This window comes from Chthonobacter albigriseus (genome assembly GCF_013839445.1).
GTDB lineage: Bacteria > Pseudomonadota > Alphaproteobacteria > Rhizobiales > Pleomorphomonadaceae > Chthonobacter > Chthonobacter albigriseus.
The window spans coordinates 302,760-319,647 of the sequence record NZ_JACDIT010000004.1 but is presented as its reverse complement, the minus strand read 5'-3'; the positions used below and the strand labels follow the sequence as shown (position 1 = coordinate 319,647).

Below are 16,888 nucleotides of genomic sequence, written 5' to 3'. Positions count from 1 at the left end.
GCAGCCTCAGAGCGCGATCCGGTCTCCGGCCTGCGGGGCCAGGAACCCCCTCAGCCGATCCACGATCTGGCCGGCGTGCTTCAGCCCCAGCGCGTCGGCGCGGTCGGCGTCCCGCGCCTTGATCGCCGCGATGATCTCGCCGTGCTCGTCCACGAATTCGCGCGGCAGATGGTCCTCGAACGAACGGTAGTAGAGCCGCAGCAGCCGCGACCCGTCGTCCAGCACGCGGGTGGCGAGGTCGGCGTAGTAGTGGTTGCGGCCCGCGCGCGCCACCGCCAGGTGGAAGGCCTTGTTGATCGTGATCATGCCGATCGCGTCGGCCGCCGCGACGGCCTTGGCGTAGTCCGCCTGGATGCCCCGCATTAACTGGAGGTCCGCCTCCGTGCGGTTCAGCGCCGCCAGCCGGCAGGTCAGGCGGTAGACCAGCGTCAGCGCGTCCACGAAGGCGGGCAGGGCGGCGAAGTCGATCGGCGTGACGATCGTGTTCCGGTTCGGCAGCGTCGTCGCGAAACCGTCGGCCGCCAGCTTCACCAGCGCCTCGCGCACTGGCGTGCGCGACAGGCCGAAGCGCTGCGACAGGCCCGTCTCGTCCAGCGGGGATCCCGGCGGAAGGGTCAGTTCCAGGATCTCGCGCTTCAGGGCCTCGTAGACGTGGGTCGCCCCGTCGCCCCGCGCTGGCCTGATCTCGCCCGCCTCGCTCATTGCCGTCTCCCGTCCCGCTTTCGACTGCATCAACCCGGTTGACCGCCGTCACCAATCACCGTATACAAATTGTACACAGAAAGCGAGGGCCTTCCCATGAGCGATCCGCGGACCACCTGGACCGGCGTCTTCCCGGCCGTCACCACCCAGTTCCGGGAGGACTTCTCCCTCGACACCCCGGCCACGATGAAGGTCATCGAGGCGCTCCTGCGCGACGGCGTCTCCGGCCTCGTCCTCTGCGGCACGGTGGGCGAGAACACCGCCCTGACGCCGGCGGAGAAGACCGAGCTCCTCGAAGCCACCGTCGCCACCGTGAAGGGCAGGGTACCCGTCATCGTCGGCGTCGCCGAGTACACCACGCCGTTTGCCGCCGCGACCGCCCGCGAGGCCGCCCGCATCGGCGTCGACGGCCTGATGGTGATGCCGGCCATGGTCTACCCGGCCAAGCCGCACGAGACGATCGCCCACTTCCGCGGCGTCGCGTCGGCCACCGACCTGCCGGTGATGATCTACAACAACCCGCCGTCCTACCGCACGGACGTCACCCCCACGATGCTCGCGTCGCTTTCCGACGTCGAGACCATCGTCGCCTTCAAGGAATCGTCCGGCGACACGCGCCGCTTCGTCGACCTGCGCAACATGACCGGCGACCGCTTCATTCCCTTCTGCGGCCTCGACGACGTGGTGGTGGAAAGCATCGCACTCGGTGCGGTCGGCTGGGTGTCGGGCCTCTCTAACGTGTTCCCGCGCGAAGGCGAGACGCTGTTCCGCCTGGCCCGCGAAGGCCGTATCCCGGAAGCGCTGCCGATCTACGACTGGTTCATGCCGCTTCTGCACCTGGACGCCCGCTCCGACCTCGTGCAATGCATCAAGCTCTGCGAGTTCATCGCCGGCCGCGGCACCGACCGCACCCGCCCGCCGCGTCTCCCGCTGACGCCGGACGAGCGTGCCGAAGTCGCCACGCTGATGGAGAAGGCCATGGCGAACCGCCCGGCGCTGCCCGACGTGGGCCTGCCGAAGGCCGCCTGAGGCCGAGACACGAACGGGTGCATGGATGCGGACGCTGATCGTCGGGGCCGGACTGGTTGGTGTTGCGGCCGCCCATGCGCTGCTCGATGAAGGCCATGAGGTGGAGATCGTCGACCGCGAGGGATTCGCGGCCGGCGCCTCCTTCGGCAACGCCGGCTGGATCGCCCACGCCGACATCCTGCCCCTGGCCTCGCCGAAGGCCTGGGCGAACCTGCCGCGCTGGCTCGCCGATCCGCTTGGGCCGCTCACCATCCGCCCGTCCTACCTCCCCAAGCTGATGCCCTGGCTGATCCGGTTTGCGCTCGCCAGCCGGCCGGCGGAGATCGAGACGGGCATCGCCGGTATCGCCGCCCTGAACACCCGCGCCTTGCCGGCCTGGGAGCGGCGTCTCGACGGCCTCGTCCTGTCACACCACCTGCGTCGTCGCGGCATCCTCCACATCTGGCGTGATGCCGGTCTGTTCGCCGCGGCCGGCAAGGTATTCGACCGCCAGAGCGGCTTCGGCATTCGCCTCGACCGGCTGGACGCCGCCGGCGTCCGCGAAGTCGAGCCGGCGCTCGCCAACGGCATCGCCGGCGGCGTGCTCTACGGCGACGGCTGCCATGTCTCAGACCCCGCCCGGCTGACGCAGGATCTCGGCGTCGCCGCGCTCGGCCGTGGCGCCCGCCTGACCGTGGGCGCAGCCCGCGCCATCGAACCCACCTCGAACGGCGCAACCCTCGTCCTTACCGACGGCCGCCGCCTGTCTGCCGACCGGATCGTCGTCGCGGCCGGCGCCTGGTCGCGCGCTCTCGCTGCCACCGTCGGCGACCGGGTGCCGCTCGATACCGAGCGCGGCTACAACGTCACGCTCGCGCCCGGCACCCTCGGCCTTTCCCGACCCGTCGCCTACGAGGGCGAGGGCTTCGTCACCACGCCGCTCGACAGCGGCGACCGGGTCGGCGGTGCGGTCGAGTTCGCCGGCTTGGAGGCCGCCCCCAACTACGCCCGCGTCGATGCCATGCTCGGCCGCCTGAAGCGCGTGCTGCCGGAGGTCGACACGAACGGCGGCACCCGCTGGATGGGTTTCCGCCCGTCGATTCCGGACTCGCTGCCCGTCATCGGCCCGTCGCGCGCGAGCCCGCATGTGGTCCACGCCTTCGGGCACGGGCACTACGGCCTCACCCAGGCCGCCGTCACCGCCGATATCGTTGCCGCGTTGGTCGCCGGCCGCACGCCGCCCGTCGACCCGGCCCCTTATTCCCCGAGGAGGTTCTGATGGCCCGCCACACCTTCCACTGCATCGACGGCCACACCTGCGGCAACCCGGTGCGCGTCGTGTCCGGCGGCAGCATCCCAATGCTGAAGGGCGAGACCATGTTCGACCGGCGCCAGCATTTTCTGGCCGAGTTCGACTGGATCCGCCTGTCGCTCATGTTCGAGCCGCGCGGCCACGACATGATGTCCGGCTCCATCCTCTACCCGCCGACTCGTCCGGACTGCGACGTCGCGATCCTGTTCATCGAGACCTCCGGCTGCCTGCCGATGTGCGGGCATGGCACCATCGGAACGGTCACGACCATCATCGAGCACGGGCTGGTCACCCCGCGAGAGCCCGGCGTGCTGCGGCTCGACACGCCGGCCGGGCTGGTCGTCGCGCGCTACGAAACGGACGGCCCCTTCGTCACCTCGGTGCGGCTCACCAACGTGCCCTCCTTCCTGCTCGGCCGGGGCTATCCGGTGGAGGTGCCGGGCCTCGGCGAGATCACCGTCGACGTCGCCTTCGGCGGCAACTTCTACGCCATCGTGGAACCGCAGGAGCGCTACCGCGACGTGGCGGATCTGCAGCCCTCGGAAATCCTCAGCCTCAGCCCAAAGCTCCGCGCCGCCTTCAACGAACGCCATCGCATCGTCCACCCGACCAACCCGGCGCTCGACAAGCTGACACACGTCCTCTGGACCGGGGCTCCGACCGATCCGGCCAATACCGCCCGCAACGCCGTCTTCTACGGCGACAAGGCGATCGACCGGTCGCCCTGCGGCACCGGCACCTCGGCCCGCATGGCGCAGCTCCACGCGACCGGCCGCCTGAAGCGCGGCGACCGCTTTGTCCACGAGAGCATCATCGGCACCACCTTCGTCGGCCGCGTCGAGGACGAAACCACCGTCGCCGGCCTCCCTGCCATCGTCCCCTCCATCGAAGGCTGGGCCCGCGTCACCGGCTTCAACACCATCTTCGTCGACGACCGCGATCCCCTCTGGCAGGGTTTCCAAGTGGTGGACCGGAGCTGAGCAGAAATTCGGGTGATGGGCTGACGGTCGGCGCTCCCCGGACCACCGCCCGGCGGCTGGAGTCACAAGGCCGTGGCGCGGAGGCCATTCCTCTTGACCCCACCCCCGTCCCGTGGTCTTTCCCCCGCCACAGCATGAAAGGGAATGCCCCATGGCCGACAAGGCTCCGCACCTGCTCGTCATAGACGCGCGGTTCTACGATGATCTCTCCGATGAACTCGTGGCGGGGGCGACCGAGGCTCTTTCGGCGCGTGGCGCGACCTGGGACCGGATCTCCGTTCCCGGCGTTCTGGAAATTCCGGCGGCGCTCGCCATGGCCCTCGATGCGGTTGAAGACGGCGCGGTGGAGTATGACGGCTACGTGCTGCTCGGCTGCGTGATCCGCGGCGAGACCACGCACTATGACATCGTGGCGAACGAGTCCGCGCGCGTCGTCATGGAACTCGTCGTCTCGGAAAGCCTGGCGCTCGGCAACGGCATCCTGACCGTCGAGAACGACGACCAGGCCTGGGCCCGGGCCAAGCGCAGCGACAAGAACAAGGGCGGCGCAGCGGCCGAGGCGGCGCTGGCCATGATCGAAGTCAGGACCAAGTTCTCATCGTGACCAAGACGAACGACCCCACTCCCGGAGACCGTCGCACCGAGGTGCGCCCCGCCAACCAGCGCGGGGCCGCCCGGCTGGCGGCCGTCCAGGCGCTCTACCAGCTGGAGCTCGGCGGCGGCGACATCGTCTCCGTGGTCTCCGAGTTCGAGGCGTTCCGGCTCGGCAAGGAACTGGACGGGGTGGAGTATCGCCAGGCCGACGCGGCTTGGTTCCGCGACATCGTCGCCGGGGTGGTGGGCGAGCAGCGCACGATCGATCCGCTGGTCCACACCGCCCTGGTGGAGGACTGGCCGCTGAAGCGCGTCGACGCCACGCTTCGCGCCATCCTGCGCTGCGGCACCTACGAACTGCTCCGCCGGCCCGACGTGCCCGGCAAGGTGATCATCACCGAGTACATCGACGTCGCGCGCGCCTTCTTCACCGACGACGAGCCCAAGCTCGTCAACGGCGTCCTGGACCGTCTCGCGCACGAGATCAGGCCCGACGAGTTCCCCGCCGAGGCGGCGCGGTGAGCGGCGGCGATCGGCTCTCCGAGTTCGAGCTGATCGCGCGCGTCTTCGCGCCCCTATCCGGCCCGGGCGGCTACGGCCTCGTCGACGACGCCGCCTCCCTCACGCCTCCCGAAGGCGCCGACCTCGTCCTCACCAAGGACGCCCTGGTCGCCGGCGTCCACTTCTTCCCCGACGATCCGTGGGACGCGATCGCCAGGAAGGCGCTCCGCGTCAACCTGTCGGACCTCGCCGCCAAGGGCGCGCGGCCGGTCGGCTACCTCCTCGGTCTCGGGCTTCCGGACGCCTGGACCGTGGATCAGCTCGACGCCTTCGGCCGGGGGCTTGCCGAAGACCAGGCGGAGTATGGCATCGATCTCCTGGGCGGGGATACCGTGCGCAGCGGCGAACGCCTCGTCCTCTCCGTCACCGCCATCGGCGCCGTTCCGAAGGGGCGAATGGTCCGCCGCGGCGGCGCCTGCCCGGGCGATGTGGTGGTCGTCACCGGCACGATCGGCGACGCCGCGCTCGGATTGCAGCTGAGGCTCGATCCGACCCTCGCCGGGACGCTTCACCTCAACGACATCCATGCATCTCACCTTCTCGATCGATATCTCCTCCCGCGCCCGCGGTCGGTGGTCGCTGACGCGGTGCTGAGACATGCATCTGGTGCTATGGATATCTCGGACGGGCTGGCGGGGGATCTCGCCAAGATGGCACGGGCATCCGGCGTCCATATCCAGGTGGACATCGCGTCGGTTCCGCTGTCGGATGCGGCGCGCGCCTTTGTAGCCCTTTCGGAGGCTACGTTGCCGTCCGATCGCTCGAAAAACACGACTACACCATCTGCGGAAAAAACGGTCCTGACGGGCGGCGACGACTATGAGATCGCGGCCGCTATCCCCGAGGGGCAGGTGGAGAGTTTCATCGCCGATTGCGAACTGGAGGGCGTTCCTGCCACCATCATCGGCCGGGTGACGGCGGGGGAGGGTGTCCGGTTCAACGACCGGGCGGGGGAAGCGGTCGACCTCGGGGCGGGCAGCTTCAGCCACTTCTGACGCGACGGCGGCGGGCGGGTAGAGAGGGATTTTGTAGGCAATGTCAGATACTTACCTCCCCCTGGCCGAGGCCAAGCGGGCCGCTCGGCTGCTCGCGCTCGCCACCGCGCTCGGCGGTACGGTCGGTCCGATCGCGATCGGCACGGGTGGCCTGGTCGGTGCGTCGATGCTGGCGCCCGAGGACCAGGCCCTCGCCACGGTGCCCGTCACCGCCTTCGTGATCGGCGCGGCGCTCGCCTCAATCCCCGCCGCGCTGCTGATGCGGCAGGTCGGCCGGCGGGTCGGATTCGTGGTCGGGGCGAGCGTCGGTTGCATCGGCGCGCTGGCCGCGACTGTCATGGTAAGTCTCGGCAGCTTCTACGGATTTTCCGTCGCGATGGTGCTGATGGGGCTCGCCAACGCGTTCAACCAGCAGTATCGGTTTGCCGCCGCCGACGCGAGTGAACCGGCCTTCAAGCCGAAGGCGATCTCCTGGGTGCTGGTCGGCGGTATAGCCAACGCCATCCTCGGTCCGCAGGCCTCTATCCACGGTCTGGGGCTGATTCCCGGGTCGCCCTATGCGGGCCCGTTCCTGATCCAGGCCGGGCTGTTCGTTCTTACAGCTCTAATCCTGCTGCGCCTTTCCGTTCCGGCCCCGGTCCGGCCGGCGGTCGGCGGGGGTGGGCGCCCGCTCACGGAGATCGTGCTCAAGCCGCGGTTCCTGGCCGCTCTCTCGGCCGCAATCGCCTCCTACGCCCTGATGAGCTTCGTGATGACCGCCTCGCCGCTCGCCATGATCGGGCACAACCATTCCCATTCGGATGCCCAGCACGCCATCCAGTGGCATGTTTTGGCGATGTTCGGGCCGAGCTTCTTCTCCGGCGCGCTGATCGCCCGGTTCGGAAAGACGCCGATGGTGGTGGCCGGCCTCCTGCTGATCGCCGCCGCGGCTGTCGTGGCGTTGATGGGAACGGGGCTGTTCCACTTCTTTACGTCGTTGATTCTGCTGGGAATCGGCTGGAACTTCGGGTTCGTGGGGGCAACCGCCATGGTGGCGGAGTTCTATCGGCCGGAGGAGGCGTTCCGGGTCCAGGCGTTCAACGAGTTCGCCCTGTTCGGCACCGTGGCGCTCGCCTCCTTCTCCTCCGGCAAGGTGCTCGCCGGGGGTGGCTGGGAGGTGGTGAACTGGATCGTGCTACCCGTCGTTCTCGGCGCGGTCGGGCTGCTGGCGATCGAGAGCCTAAGCCGGTCGCGGGTCGAAAAGGGCGCCGCCGGCTGAGGTCTTCACCATGCCTCCAATCGGATCCGAAGTTCCCGGTATATGGACGTTTTTCCAGCCTGATTGCCCTTGACGGGGGAACCTCGTCCGATACCGTACGCACTCCCCCATGGGCGGATCCCAAGGGGCGACTCCTCGCGACGGCCGGACCTCACGGGTCCACCCAAACCAACAAGAAGCCGGCGACGACAAGGGGCACGATGCGCGTCGGGCGGTCTTCTCCGCCCGGGCATTCGGGAGGGATCATGAACGCTCTATACTTGACTATCGTGCTTGGGCTGCTTTCGATCGCCTACGGCGTCTGGGCCATCCGTTCGGTCCTGGCGGCCGACGCGGGCTCCGCCCGAATGCAGGAAATTGCCGGCTACATCGCCGAAGGCGCGCAGGCCTACTTGAGGCGCCAGTACATCACCATCGGCATCGTCGGTGTCATCATCTTCGTCGGGGTCGGGCTGCTGCTCGGCTGGCTGGTTGCAGCAGGCTTCGCCATCGGCGCGATCCTGTCGGCGATCGCGGGCTTCATCGGCATGAACGTGTCCGTCCGCGCCAACGTCCGCACCGCCCAGGCCTCGATCCAGTCGCTGGCCGGCGGCCTCGACATCGCCTTCAAGTCGGGCGCGGTCACCGGCATGCTGGTTGCCGGTCTCGCCCTGCTCGGCGTCGCCGTCTACTACGCGATCCTGACCCAGGGTCTCGGCTTCGCGGAGAACAGCCGCCAGGTCATCGACAGCCTCGTCGCGCTCGGCTTCGGCGCCTCGCTGATCTCCATCTTCGCCCGCCTCGGCGGCGGCATCTTCACCAAGGGTGCGGACGTCGGCGGCGACCTCGTCGGCAAGGTGGAAGCCGGCATTCCGGAGGACGATCCGCGCAATCCGGCGACGATCGCGGACAACGTGGGCGACAACGTCGGCGACTGCGCCGGCATGGCGGCCGACCTGTTCGAGACCTATGCGGTGACGACCGTCGCCACCATGGTGCTCGGCGCGATCTTCTTCGGCGGGCAGGACGTGCTCGGCTCGGTGATGGTCTACCCGCTGACCATCTGCGGCCTCTGCATCCTCACCTCGATCATCGGCACGTTCTTCGTGCGCCTCGGCGCGAACAACTCGATCATGGGCGCCCTCTACAAGGGCCTGTGGGCGACGACGATCCTGTCCGCGGTCGGCGTCGGCGCCGCGACCTCGCTCACCGTGGGCTGGGGCCCGATCGGAGCGCCCGTCGACGGCATCGTCATCACCGGCTGGAACCTGTTCTTCTGCGGCCTGATCGGCCTCGGCGTGACGGGCGCGATCGTCTGGATCACCGAGTACTATACGGGCATCGGCTTCCGGCCGGTCCGCTCGATCAGCCAGGCTTCGGTGACCGGCCACGGCACCAACGTCATCCAGGGGCTGGCCGTTTCGCTGGAATCCACCGCGCTGCCGACGATCGTCATCGTGGTCGGCATCATCGGCACGTTCCAGCTCGCCGGCCTGTTCGGCACGGCGATCGCGGTGACCACCATGCTCGGCCTCGCCGGCATGATCGTGGCGCTCGACGCGTTCGGCCCGGTGACCGACAACGCCGGCGGCATCGCGGAGATGGCGGGTCTTCCGAAGGAAGTGCGCGCCACGACGGACGCCCTCGACGCTGTCGGCAACACGACCAAGGCGGTCACCAAGGGTTATGCGATCGGCTCGGCCGGTCTCGGCGCCCTGGTGCTGTTCGCGGCCTACAACTACGACCTCAACTACTTCATCACGGAAGCCAACAAGCCCGGTGCGACGGAGTTCCAGTACTTCAAGGACATCCAGCCGGACTTCTCGCTCGCCAACCCCTACGTAGTGGTCGGCCTGCTGCTCGGCGGCCTGATCCCGTTCCTCTTCGGCGGTATCGCGATGACCGCCGTCGGGCGCGCGGCCGGGTCGATCGTGGAGGAGGTCCGTCGGCAGTTCCGGGAGAAGCCGGGCATCATGGCCGGAACCGAGAAGCCGGACTACGGCCGCGCGGTGGATATCCTCACCAAGGCGGCGATCAAGGAGATGATCATTCCGTCGCTGCTGCCGGTTCTCGCGCCGATCGTGATCTTCGTGGTGGTCAACGCCATCGCGGGGAAGAGCCAGGCGGTTTCGGCGGTGGGCGCGAGTCTGCTCGGCGTGATCGTGACGGGCATCTTCGTGGCCATCTCGATGACCTCGGGCGGCGGCGCGTGGGACAACGCGAAGAAGTCCTTCGAGGACGGTTTCGTGGATGCCAACGGCAAGAAGCACTACAAGGGATCCGATGCCCACAAGGCCTCGGTGACCGGCGACACCGTCGGCGACCCCTACAAGGATACCGCCGGCCCCGCGGTGAACCCCGCGATCAAGATCACCAACATCGTCGCCCTGCTGCTGCTGGCGGTGCTGGCGCACGGGTAGACTGCCCGACAGGCAGACCGCTGAAACGAAATGGCCCGCGGGAGACATCCCGCGGGCCTTGTTGTTCAAGCGTCCGAAACAAAAAGGCCGGGCTGAAGCCCGGCCTTTGAAAATGCGTCTCCTGGAACGCTCAGGGTCGGCCGCCGCTGCCGCCGAAGGGGTTGGTCCGTCCCACGCCCTGGAGGATCTGAGAGATCAGGCTGAGGTCGGAACCGCTGGTGCGGGTCTTGCGCTGGACAAAGTCGAACACGCGACCATCCTGCAGTCCGTAGTTGGCGATCTGGCGGACCATGCCGTTCTCGTCGAAGTAGACGGCCACCACGCGCTGGTCGGTGATCGAGCGGCCCAGGAAGGCGTTCTCCTGGATGGTCTGGGAGATGTAGTAGAAGGTGTCGCCGGCCAGCGTGGACGTGGTCGACGGCGTGCCGAGAACCAGCATCACCTGCTCGCGCGACGACCCCACCGGCACCTGCTCGAGAGCGCTTTCGGAGAGGACGTAGCCGTGTGTCACCGGGGGTGGGCCACAGGATGCCAACGTTCCGGCCGCCAACAGGCCAAGCATCAAACCGACGGTGCCGGACTTGGTCATCATCAGAACCTTAACCCCTCGCGCCATGGCCACGATTGCCTCCCGACCCGACTCCTGCGCCCGCGCGGCTCAGCCATCCCTCGAGAATGCCCCGCTGCGCTTGGCAACACGGTTATCCTGCGTTAGGTCACGAAGCAACGCCTATCGAAAGCGACGTCAACCGAGAAGGACGGCATTTCCATGGTCTTCGGCCTGTTCCGACGCCGCGACGAAGGGGTGGACGCGGTCTACGCCTCCGTCGTCGGCCACGCCCGGAACCCGATCTTCTATATGGACTACGGCGTTCCCGACACCGTGGAGGGTCGTTTCGAGCTGATCGTGGCGGTGTGCGGTCTCGTGGTCGGACGGTTGACGGCCGCCGGCGGCAAGCATCGGGACGCGGCGCGCGTGCTGTCGGAAACCTTCTTCGCCGACATGGACAACAGCCTGCGCGAGATGGGAATCAGCGACGTCGGCGTGCCCAAGCGCATGAAGAAGATCGCGCAGGCCTTTTTCGGCCGCGTCGGGGCTTACGAAACGGCGATCGCCGGAGCAGACGCCAACGCGCTTGCCGCCGCGCTCGACCGCAACGTCTACGACGGCGGCGATCCCGCGTCGGCGGCGCGGCTGGCCGTCCACCTGGGCGCGGTTGCCCGCCGGCTGGCCGAGGCGACGCCCGACAGCATCGTCGCCGGCGATTTCCGCTTTCCCGACCCGCCATCTCCATCGGACACCACCCCATGACCGACGACGTCCACCACCGGCCATTCTCACGGCCGAAATCCATCGCCGCGCTGGCTCCCAAGGGCACCGAAGCGACGATCGAGGCGACGGCTGCGGAACGGGAAGCGCTTGCCCGGGATCTCGACATCCTGGGAATCGACGAGCTCCGCGCGACCTTCAAGATCACGCCCTGGCGCAAGACCGGGCTGAAACTGAAGGGGACCGTGTCCGGGCGGGTCCGGCAGGCTTGCGTGGTCACGCTGGAGCCGGTTCCGGAGACGGTGGAGGAGGATGTGGAACTCACGTTCCTTCCGGCCGGCGAGATCGGCCCGGTGGGCGACGAGATCGAGATCGACCCGGACGCGGACGACCCACCGGAGCCGCTGGAAGGCAACACCATCGACCTCGGCGCGGTGGCGGCCGAGCACCTGGCGCTCGGACTCGACCCCTATCCCCGTGCGCCGGGTGTCGCCTTCGACGCGCTGATCGAGGACGACGGACGCGACGACGTGGCGCCGTCCCCGTTCGCGGCACTGCAGCGGCTGAAAGGGCAGGGCGAGGCGGATTGAGCCTCGGACGGCCACGCCGCGGGGCCGCTCACTTTCCTGTTGTCTCACGCGACCAACCCGCTATCTTCCGGCCGCATTCAGGACGTCGCCCGCATTCGAACGGCGGCGCCTCACCACAGGTCTCCATGGTCCAGCCGATGATCATTGCTGTCGACGTCATGGGTGGCGACCACGGACCTTCCGTGGTGATCCCCGGCGCCGACCTCCTGCTCAGCCGCCGTCCGGAGGTTCGCTTCGCCCTGTTCGGCGACGAAGCGGCCGTGCGGCCGGTGTTGGCGCTGCATCCCCGGCTGGAGGCCGCGTCCACCTTCACTCACTGCGAGGTGACGGTGGGGATGGACGAAAAGCCCAGCCAGGCGCTGCGGCACGGGCGTTGGAAGTCGTCGATGTGGAAGGCCGTCGAGGCGGTGAAGCGCGGCGAGGCGCAGGTGGCCGTTTCGGCGGGCAACACCGGCGCGCTGATGGCGATGTCGAAGTTCTGCCTGCGCACGCTGTCGAACATCGAGCGGCCGGCGATCGCAGCGATCTGGCCGACGCTCCGCTCCGAATCGATCGTGCTCGATGTCGGCGCCACGGTGGACGCTGACGCGCAGCAGCTGATCGACTTCGCAGTGATGGGCGGGGCGATGGCGCGCGCGTTGTTCCAGATCGACCGGCCGACCGTCGGCCTCCTCAACATCGGCGTCGAGGAGATGAAGGGCAACGAGGAGATCCGGACGGCGGGCCAGATCCTGCGCGATTCCAACCTGCCGAACCTGGCCTATTCGGGCTTCGTGGAGGGCGACGACATCGGCCAGGGCAAGGTCGACGTCATCGTCACCGAGGGGTTCGCCGGCAATATCGCGCTGAAGACGGCGGAGGGGACGGCCCGGCAGGTCGGGTCCTACCTGAAGGCGGCAATGAGCCGGACGCTGATGGCCAAGATCGGCTATTTCTTCGCCCGCTCGGCCTTCGAGCGGCTGCGCGAGAAGATGGATCCGCGCAAGCTGAACGGCGGCGTGTTCCTCGGGCTGAACGGAATCGTCATCAAGAGCCACGGCGGAACCGATTCGGAAGGGTTCGCGAGCGCGCTGGACCTTGGATACGACATGGTTCGTAACGATCTCTTGGCGAAGATCAACCACGACCTCTCTCATTATCATCGCGGCCGGTTCGGCGAAGCCACTGCCGCCCTGCCGTGAAAAAGGTGCAGCACCCTTGACCGTCATCCGTTCCGTCGTCACCGGCACCGGCAGCTACCTGCCGGAACGCGTTCTCACCAACGACGAACTGGCCCGCATGGTCGATACGTCGGACGAGTGGATCGCCCAGCGGACGGGCATCCGTCAGCGGCATATCGCGGCGGAGGGCGAGACGACGGCGACGCTGGCCACCGAAGCCGCCCGGCGGGCGATGGCGGCAGCCGGCGTGACCGCGGACGACATCGACCTGATCATCCTGGCGACGGCGACGCCGGACAACACCTTTCCGGCGACGGCAGTGGAAGTCCAGGCGCGGCTGGGCGTGTTGCGGGGGGCGGCCTTCGACATGCAGGCGGTGTGCTCGGGGTTCGTCTACGGCGTGACGACCGCCGACAGCATGCTGCGCACGGGGCTCGCCAAGCGTGCGCTGGTGATCGGGGCGGAGACCTTCTCGCGCATCCTGGATTGGACCGACCGCACCACCTGCGTCCTGTTCGGCGACGGCGCGGGGGCGATCGTGCTGGAGGCGCAGGAGGGGCAGGGAACGACGGACGACCGCGGTGTCCTGACGTCGCACCTTCGCTCCGACGGGCGGCACAAGGAGAAGCTCTACGTGGACGGCGGTCCCTCCTCCACCGGGACGGTGGGGCACCTGCGCATGGAGGGCCGCGAGGTGTTCAAGTTCGCGGTGGGGGCGGTGACGGACGTGATCGAGGAAGCGTTCAAGGCCACCGGTTTCAACGGCGACACCATCGACTGGTTCGTGCCGCACCAAGCAAACCGCCGCATCATCGAGGGATCGGCCAAGAAGCTGGACATCGACCTTTCCAAAGTGGTGATCACCGTCGACCGGCACGGAAACACGTCGGCGGCGTCCATCCCGTTGGCCGTGGACGCGGCGGTGAAGGACGGGCGGATCAAGAAGGGCGACGTCGTGCTGCTGGAGGCGATGGGCGGGGGCTTCACCTGGGGCGCCGTTCTGGTCCGGTGGTGACGGAACCGCCGACGTCGCCCTGCGTATATTCGCTCCAACGATAATTTGTATTGTTTATTGCCCGGACGACATGAGCACGCGGTGAAATCGCCGGGGTCGTCGGGGGCTGCGGCGAAGGTTACGGCAGTTTGGCGTGCTCGACGGTCAAATCGCCACTTGCCGCCGCGCGGTTTCTCAGGAATTATCCTTTTGCGCTAACGGGTTGCCGTGCGCCTCGATTGACCGGGGGGTGGCGGCGGCTTACCGTGCAGGGCTCCAGTATGCGTTGCTCGGTTAAGTACCCAACCAGAAGCCGCTGAAGGCGGGGGAGACGACGTGCCATGGGGGGCAAAACCGTTACGCGAGCCGATCTCTGCGAGGCCGTCTACCAGAAGGTAGGGCTGTCGCGGGCGGAATCGGCCGAACTCGTCGAGGCGGTGCTTCACGAGATCGCCGACGTGCTGGTTTCCGGCGAATCGGTAAAATTGTCATCGTTCGGGACCTTCATGGTCCGGTCCAAGACCGAACGGGTCGGGCGCAATCCGAAGACCGGCGAGGAGGTTCCCATCCTGCCGCGACGGGTGCTGGTGTTTAAACCCAGCAACGTCCTGAAGGGCCGCATCAACGGCGAGGACGTGGACGCGGACGCCGACTGAATGTCGAGGAAATTGGCCAGCGCGCCCGTCGAAGGCGTTATAATCGGCCGGCGAATCCCTGGGATCCAAATCGGCGAGCAGCCTGTCGATCGCCGGGATGCCCTCGTTCAGAATCGGTGTGCAGCGCGTGGACAAGTCACCGGACGCCTTCCGTACGATCAGCGAAGTGGCGGATGATCTCGATCTGCCGCAGCATGTGCTGCGTTTCTGGGAGACGCGGTTCAATCAGATCCGCCCGATGAAGCGCGGCGGCGGCCGGCGCTACTACCGGCCCGACGACGTGGAGCTGCTGCGCGGGATCCGCCACCTCCTCTACGGCGAGGGCTACACGATCAAGGGCGTGCAGCGCATCCTGAAGGAGCAGGGCGTCCGCTTCGTGATGGAGATCTGGCGGCACCCGGGCATGCCGATCCCTAACGAACGCCCTGCCGGTCCGGCGGCCGCGCCGACCCGCAACACGCCGGCGCATGCGGTGCTGCGGACGCTTGCAGCCGTGCGGACCCCGCCGAAGCCGGATCCGGACGAGATCGCGGCCGCCGAAGCGCAAGCAAGCGAGCCGGACGAGCCGGGCGGAGCGGCCGACGAGGAACCGTTGCCGGCCGGCATCCTGTCGGAGGAAAGCCACAGCCGCGGCGGCTTCCGGTTCATGGAACGGTTCCGGTCGCACGACCCGGCCGCACCGATGGGCGGTCTCTCGCGGGAGGACATCCGTCGGCTGCAGGCGACGCTGTTCGAACTGCTCGAATGCAAGCGTCTGCTCGACCAGACGCGGTGAGGCCGGGGCGCTGCAGAACAGTTCCGGCCGGAGGGTCACGACATTCCCTCTTGTCCTGACCGGCCGAACCGGCTAAATCCCCCGCCACCGGGGTCCCATCCCGGGCCGACGCTTCGGACGATGACGGGCAGTAGCGCAGCCTGGTTAGCGCACTAGTCTGGGGGACTAGGGGTCGGAGGTTCAAATCCTCTCTGCCCGACCAAATTACGCTGAAGCGTCAATGAGATAGGCGGGTCCGCAGGAGTGTGGATCCGCCTTTTTCATTCTGGGGACACGACCGGGGGTCAGGCGGGTGGAACGGCGTCGGTTCGGACCTCGACGGCCTTCAGCAGCTTCGCCAGCCGGTTCTCCAGCATCCTGAGGTTCCGCTCGGTCTCCAGCATGTCGCGCTGGCGAAGGGCCGAGTGCATTGCGAAGACGAGCTGGCGGTGGATTTCCTTCAGCTCGGTCTTGGCGTCGTGCGACATCGTGTACATGCCGTTTGTTCCCATCCTCGCGCTGGCAGCCGGGTCGGGTTCCATCCTGACGGCGGCAGATGGCGGATACAAGAAGGCCGCCTCGGGGGGAGGCGGCTTCTCGGGGGGAGGGGTGGAGGTCAGGAGGCCACCCCGCCGGTTGGATCTCGGAAACGGGGTCCGGGGGGTGGCCTCTGCGGCGCGCTCGGGGCACCGCTCGCTACCGTCATTCTCTGGTCTGCCTGAAAAACGCCGAGGGGCGAGTCGCGTTCCCCTGAGGGCGCTTTTTTTCAGTCCGTGACGGATCCGACGAGCAGGCGGAGTTCAGGTGGACTGGCGGGCAGGCCGGGATTGTGCCTGGCGTCCGCGGCTGGGCGCAGCACCCGGCCGGCGCGTCAGACGGTGCAGGACGGGGATCAGAGCCATCGCGACCCCGGCGGCGAACACCCACCAGGCGGGGCTGATGCGGAAGGCGAACTGCAGGTTCGCGGCAAGCACCCGATCGGCGGGGACGCCGGTCGCCAGGGCGTACCAGGCATACTCCACGGCCGCCGTGGCAAGGCCACCGCCTACGGCAATGGCAACGAGCACCAGCGGAGAGGCGATCGGCCAGCCGCGCGCCTGCGCCAGCCGGTAGGCCATCAGGACGAGGAAGAAGCCCGCCATCAGGGTCGCCTGCGATACGTCGATCTTGGACTGCAGGAAGAAGTGGATGATGCCGAGGAGGGCGATCCCGTAGACGATACGGTGCAACGTGTTCCAGGTCCGACCGAGCCGCTTGATCGCCGCGTCCGTGGACGTGACCCCGAGGACGGCAAGGCCGACCAGGGCGACGAAGCCTATGAGAAGGTAGACGCGGAGGATGATCTCCAGGGCGACGGTGCCGAGCTTCCAGTTCTGGTCCGCCACATAGAGCGTGAGGTGGATCAGCGCGTAGCCGAGGGCGGCGAGGCCCAACATGCGGCGGACGTTGATCAGGCGCGGCCAGTCGGCGATGCGGCGGAGCGGACTGACGAGCAGGGACAGCAGCAGGAAGCGGATCGCCCAGTCGCCAGTCTCGTGGTTGGCGATGGTGAGCGGCTTGGCGCCGATGGTGCCGGTGCCCAGTTTCCACGCGACCCAAAGGCCGGGAGCCAGGATGCCGGCGAAGACGATGAGTTTGAGCGGCGACAAGCGGCC

General features: G+C 67.9%; 18 protein-coding genes and 1 tRNA gene. 15 read left to right on the top strand and 4 right to left on the bottom strand.

All coding sequences use genetic code 11. The annotated features are described in order from the left end of the window. Positions 1-6: 6 nt before the first annotated feature. Positions 7-702 (bottom strand): GntR family transcriptional regulator, encoded by a 696-nt coding sequence (locus tag HZ321_RS13770; protein ID WP_181702924.1) that lies wholly within the window; start codon positions 700-702, stop codon positions 7-9. A gap of 96 nt (positions 703-798) precedes the next feature. Between HZ321_RS13770 and HZ321_RS13765 the strand changes: the two genes are divergently transcribed. The 8 genes from HZ321_RS13765 (at position 799) to HZ321_RS13730 (ending at position 9,809) form a co-directional block, all read left to right on the top strand. Beyond that, positions 799-1,731 (top strand): dihydrodipicolinate synthase family protein, encoded by a 933-nt coding sequence (locus tag HZ321_RS13765; RefSeq protein ID WP_181702923.1) that lies wholly within the window; start codon positions 799-801, stop codon positions 1,729-1,731. Between the two features lie 25 nt (positions 1,732-1,756). Then, a complete protein-coding gene (locus HZ321_RS13760) occupies positions 1,757-2,989 on the top strand; it encodes an NAD(P)/FAD-dependent oxidoreductase (protein WP_181702922.1) in 1,233 nt (410 codons plus the stop codon). After that, on the top strand, positions 2,989-4,002 hold the full coding sequence (locus tag HZ321_RS13755) for a 4-hydroxyproline epimerase (RefSeq protein ID WP_181702921.1): 1,014 nt from the start codon (positions 2,989-2,991) through the stop codon (positions 4,000-4,002). Before HZ321_RS13760 ends, HZ321_RS13755 begins: the two co-directional genes overlap by 1 nt. A gap of 151 nt (positions 4,003-4,153) precedes the next feature. After that, positions 4,154-4,606: a 6,7-dimethyl-8-ribityllumazine synthase gene (gene ribH / locus HZ321_RS13750; protein ID WP_181702920.1), complete on the top strand. Its 453-nt coding sequence runs from the start codon at positions 4,154-4,156 to the stop codon at positions 4,604-4,606. Beyond that, positions 4,603-5,118 (top strand): transcription antitermination factor NusB, encoded by a 516-nt coding sequence (gene nusB, locus HZ321_RS13745; protein WP_181702919.1) that lies wholly within the window; start codon positions 4,603-4,605, stop codon positions 5,116-5,118. Before ribH ends, nusB begins: the two co-directional genes overlap by 4 nt. Next, on the top strand, positions 5,115-6,152 hold the full coding sequence (gene thiL, locus HZ321_RS13740) for a thiamine-phosphate kinase (RefSeq protein WP_342343849.1): 1,038 nt from the start codon (positions 5,115-5,117) through the stop codon (positions 6,150-6,152). Before nusB ends, thiL begins: the two co-directional genes overlap by 4 nt. Before the next feature lie 40 nt (positions 6,153-6,192). After that, a complete protein-coding gene (locus tag HZ321_RS13735) occupies positions 6,193-7,410 on the top strand; it encodes an MFS transporter (protein WP_181702918.1) in 1,218 nt (405 codons plus the stop codon). 245 nt (positions 7,411-7,655) lie between these two features. Continuing rightward, complete coding sequence (locus HZ321_RS13730; protein ID WP_181702917.1) at positions 7,656-9,809, top strand: sodium-translocating pyrophosphatase; 2,154 nt, start codon at positions 7,656-7,658, stop codon at positions 9,807-9,809. Between the two features lie 130 nt (positions 9,810-9,939). Here HZ321_RS13730 and HZ321_RS13725 read toward each other — a convergent pair whose 3' ends face one another. Beyond that, positions 9,940-10,425 carry an outer membrane protein assembly factor BamE gene (locus tag HZ321_RS13725; RefSeq protein ID WP_206682784.1) on the bottom strand — a complete coding sequence of 162 codons (486 nt, stop codon included), beginning with the start codon at positions 10,423-10,425 and terminating at the stop codon, positions 9,940-9,942. A 153-nt stretch (positions 10,426-10,578) separates the two neighbouring features. On the opposite strand from HZ321_RS13725, the gene HZ321_RS13720 reads away from it, so the two are divergent. The 7 genes from HZ321_RS13720 (at position 10,579) to HZ321_RS13690 (ending at position 15,456) form a co-directional block, all read left to right on the top strand. Next, positions 10,579-11,121, top strand: a complete 543-nt coding sequence (locus HZ321_RS13720; protein WP_181702916.1) for a ubiquinol-cytochrome C chaperone family protein — start codon at positions 10,579-10,581, stop codon at positions 11,119-11,121. Then, positions 11,118-11,669, top strand: coding sequence for a YceD family protein (locus tag HZ321_RS13715; RefSeq protein WP_181702915.1), 552 nt, complete (start codon positions 11,118-11,120; stop codon positions 11,667-11,669). The genes HZ321_RS13720 and HZ321_RS13715 overlap by 4 nt, the downstream gene beginning before the upstream one ends. 137 nt (positions 11,670-11,806) lie before the next feature. Continuing rightward, a complete protein-coding gene (gene plsX, locus HZ321_RS13710; RefSeq protein WP_181702914.1) occupies positions 11,807-12,850 on the top strand; it encodes a phosphate acyltransferase PlsX in 1,044 nt (347 codons plus the stop codon). Positions 12,851-12,866: 16 nt separating this feature from the next. Beyond that, entirely contained in the window at positions 12,867-13,844 is a 978-nt protein-coding gene (locus tag HZ321_RS13705) for a beta-ketoacyl-ACP synthase III (RefSeq protein WP_194304027.1), read from the top strand. A 320-nt stretch (positions 13,845-14,164) separates the two neighbouring features. Then, positions 14,165-14,479 (top strand): integration host factor subunit alpha, encoded by a 315-nt coding sequence (locus tag HZ321_RS13700; RefSeq protein WP_181702913.1) that lies wholly within the window; start codon positions 14,165-14,167, stop codon positions 14,477-14,479. 97 nt (positions 14,480-14,576) lie between these two features. Further along, a complete protein-coding gene (locus HZ321_RS13695; RefSeq protein ID WP_181702912.1) occupies positions 14,577-15,254 on the top strand; it encodes a MerR family transcriptional regulator in 678 nt (225 codons plus the stop codon). Positions 15,255-15,378: 124 nt separating this feature from the next. Then, a tRNA-Pro gene (locus HZ321_RS13690) sits at positions 15,379-15,456 on the top strand. A gap of 82 nt (positions 15,457-15,538) precedes the next feature. Here HZ321_RS13690 and HZ321_RS13685 read toward each other — a convergent pair. Beyond that, complete coding sequence (locus HZ321_RS13685; protein WP_181702911.1) at positions 15,539-15,730, bottom strand: hypothetical protein; 192 nt, start codon at positions 15,728-15,730, stop codon at positions 15,539-15,541. A 303-nt stretch (positions 15,731-16,033) separates the two neighbouring features. Beyond that, entirely contained in the window at positions 16,034-16,882 is an 849-nt protein-coding gene (locus HZ321_RS13680; protein ID WP_244635853.1) for a protein-methionine-sulfoxide reductase heme-binding subunit MsrQ, read from the bottom strand. Between the last annotated feature and the right edge of the window lie 6 nt (positions 16,883-16,888).

Coding starts and splice junctions, on each gene's coding strand:
- HZ321_RS13760 (WP_181702922.1), top strand. CDS start 1,757: ATGCGGACGCTGATCGTCGGGGCCGGACTGGTTGGTGTTGCGGCCGCC.
- plsX (WP_181702914.1), top strand. CDS start 11,807: ATGATCATTGCTGTCGACGTCATGGGTGGCGACCACGGACCTTCCGTG.
- HZ321_RS13715 (WP_181702915.1), top strand. CDS start 11,118: ATGACCGACGACGTCCACCACCGGCCATTCTCACGGCCGAAATCCATC.
- HZ321_RS13725 (WP_206682784.1), bottom strand. CDS start 10,425: ATGGCGCGAGGGGTTAAGGTTCTGATGATGACCAAGTCCGGCACCGTC.
- HZ321_RS13770 (WP_181702924.1), bottom strand. CDS start 702: ATGAGCGAGGCGGGCGAGATCAGGCCAGCGCGGGGCGACGGGGCGACC.
- HZ321_RS13720 (WP_181702916.1), top strand. CDS start 10,579: ATGGTCTTCGGCCTGTTCCGACGCCGCGACGAAGGGGTGGACGCGGTC.
- ribH (WP_181702920.1), top strand. CDS start 4,154: ATGGCCGACAAGGCTCCGCACCTGCTCGTCATAGACGCGCGGTTCTAC.
- HZ321_RS13765 (WP_181702923.1), top strand. CDS start 799: ATGAGCGATCCGCGGACCACCTGGACCGGCGTCTTCCCGGCCGTCACC.
- HZ321_RS13735 (WP_181702918.1), top strand. CDS start 6,193: ATGTCAGATACTTACCTCCCCCTGGCCGAGGCCAAGCGGGCCGCTCGG.
- HZ321_RS13700 (WP_181702913.1), top strand. CDS start 14,165: ATGGGGGGCAAAACCGTTACGCGAGCCGATCTCTGCGAGGCCGTCTAC.
- HZ321_RS13685 (WP_181702911.1), bottom strand. CDS start 15,730: ATGTACACGATGTCGCACGACGCCAAGACCGAGCTGAAGGAAATCCAC.
- HZ321_RS13755 (WP_181702921.1), top strand. CDS start 2,989: ATGGCCCGCCACACCTTCCACTGCATCGACGGCCACACCTGCGGCAAC.
- HZ321_RS13695 (WP_181702912.1), top strand. CDS start 14,577: ATGCCCTCGTTCAGAATCGGTGTGCAGCGCGTGGACAAGTCACCGGAC.
- HZ321_RS13730 (WP_181702917.1), top strand. CDS start 7,656: ATGAACGCTCTATACTTGACTATCGTGCTTGGGCTGCTTTCGATCGCC.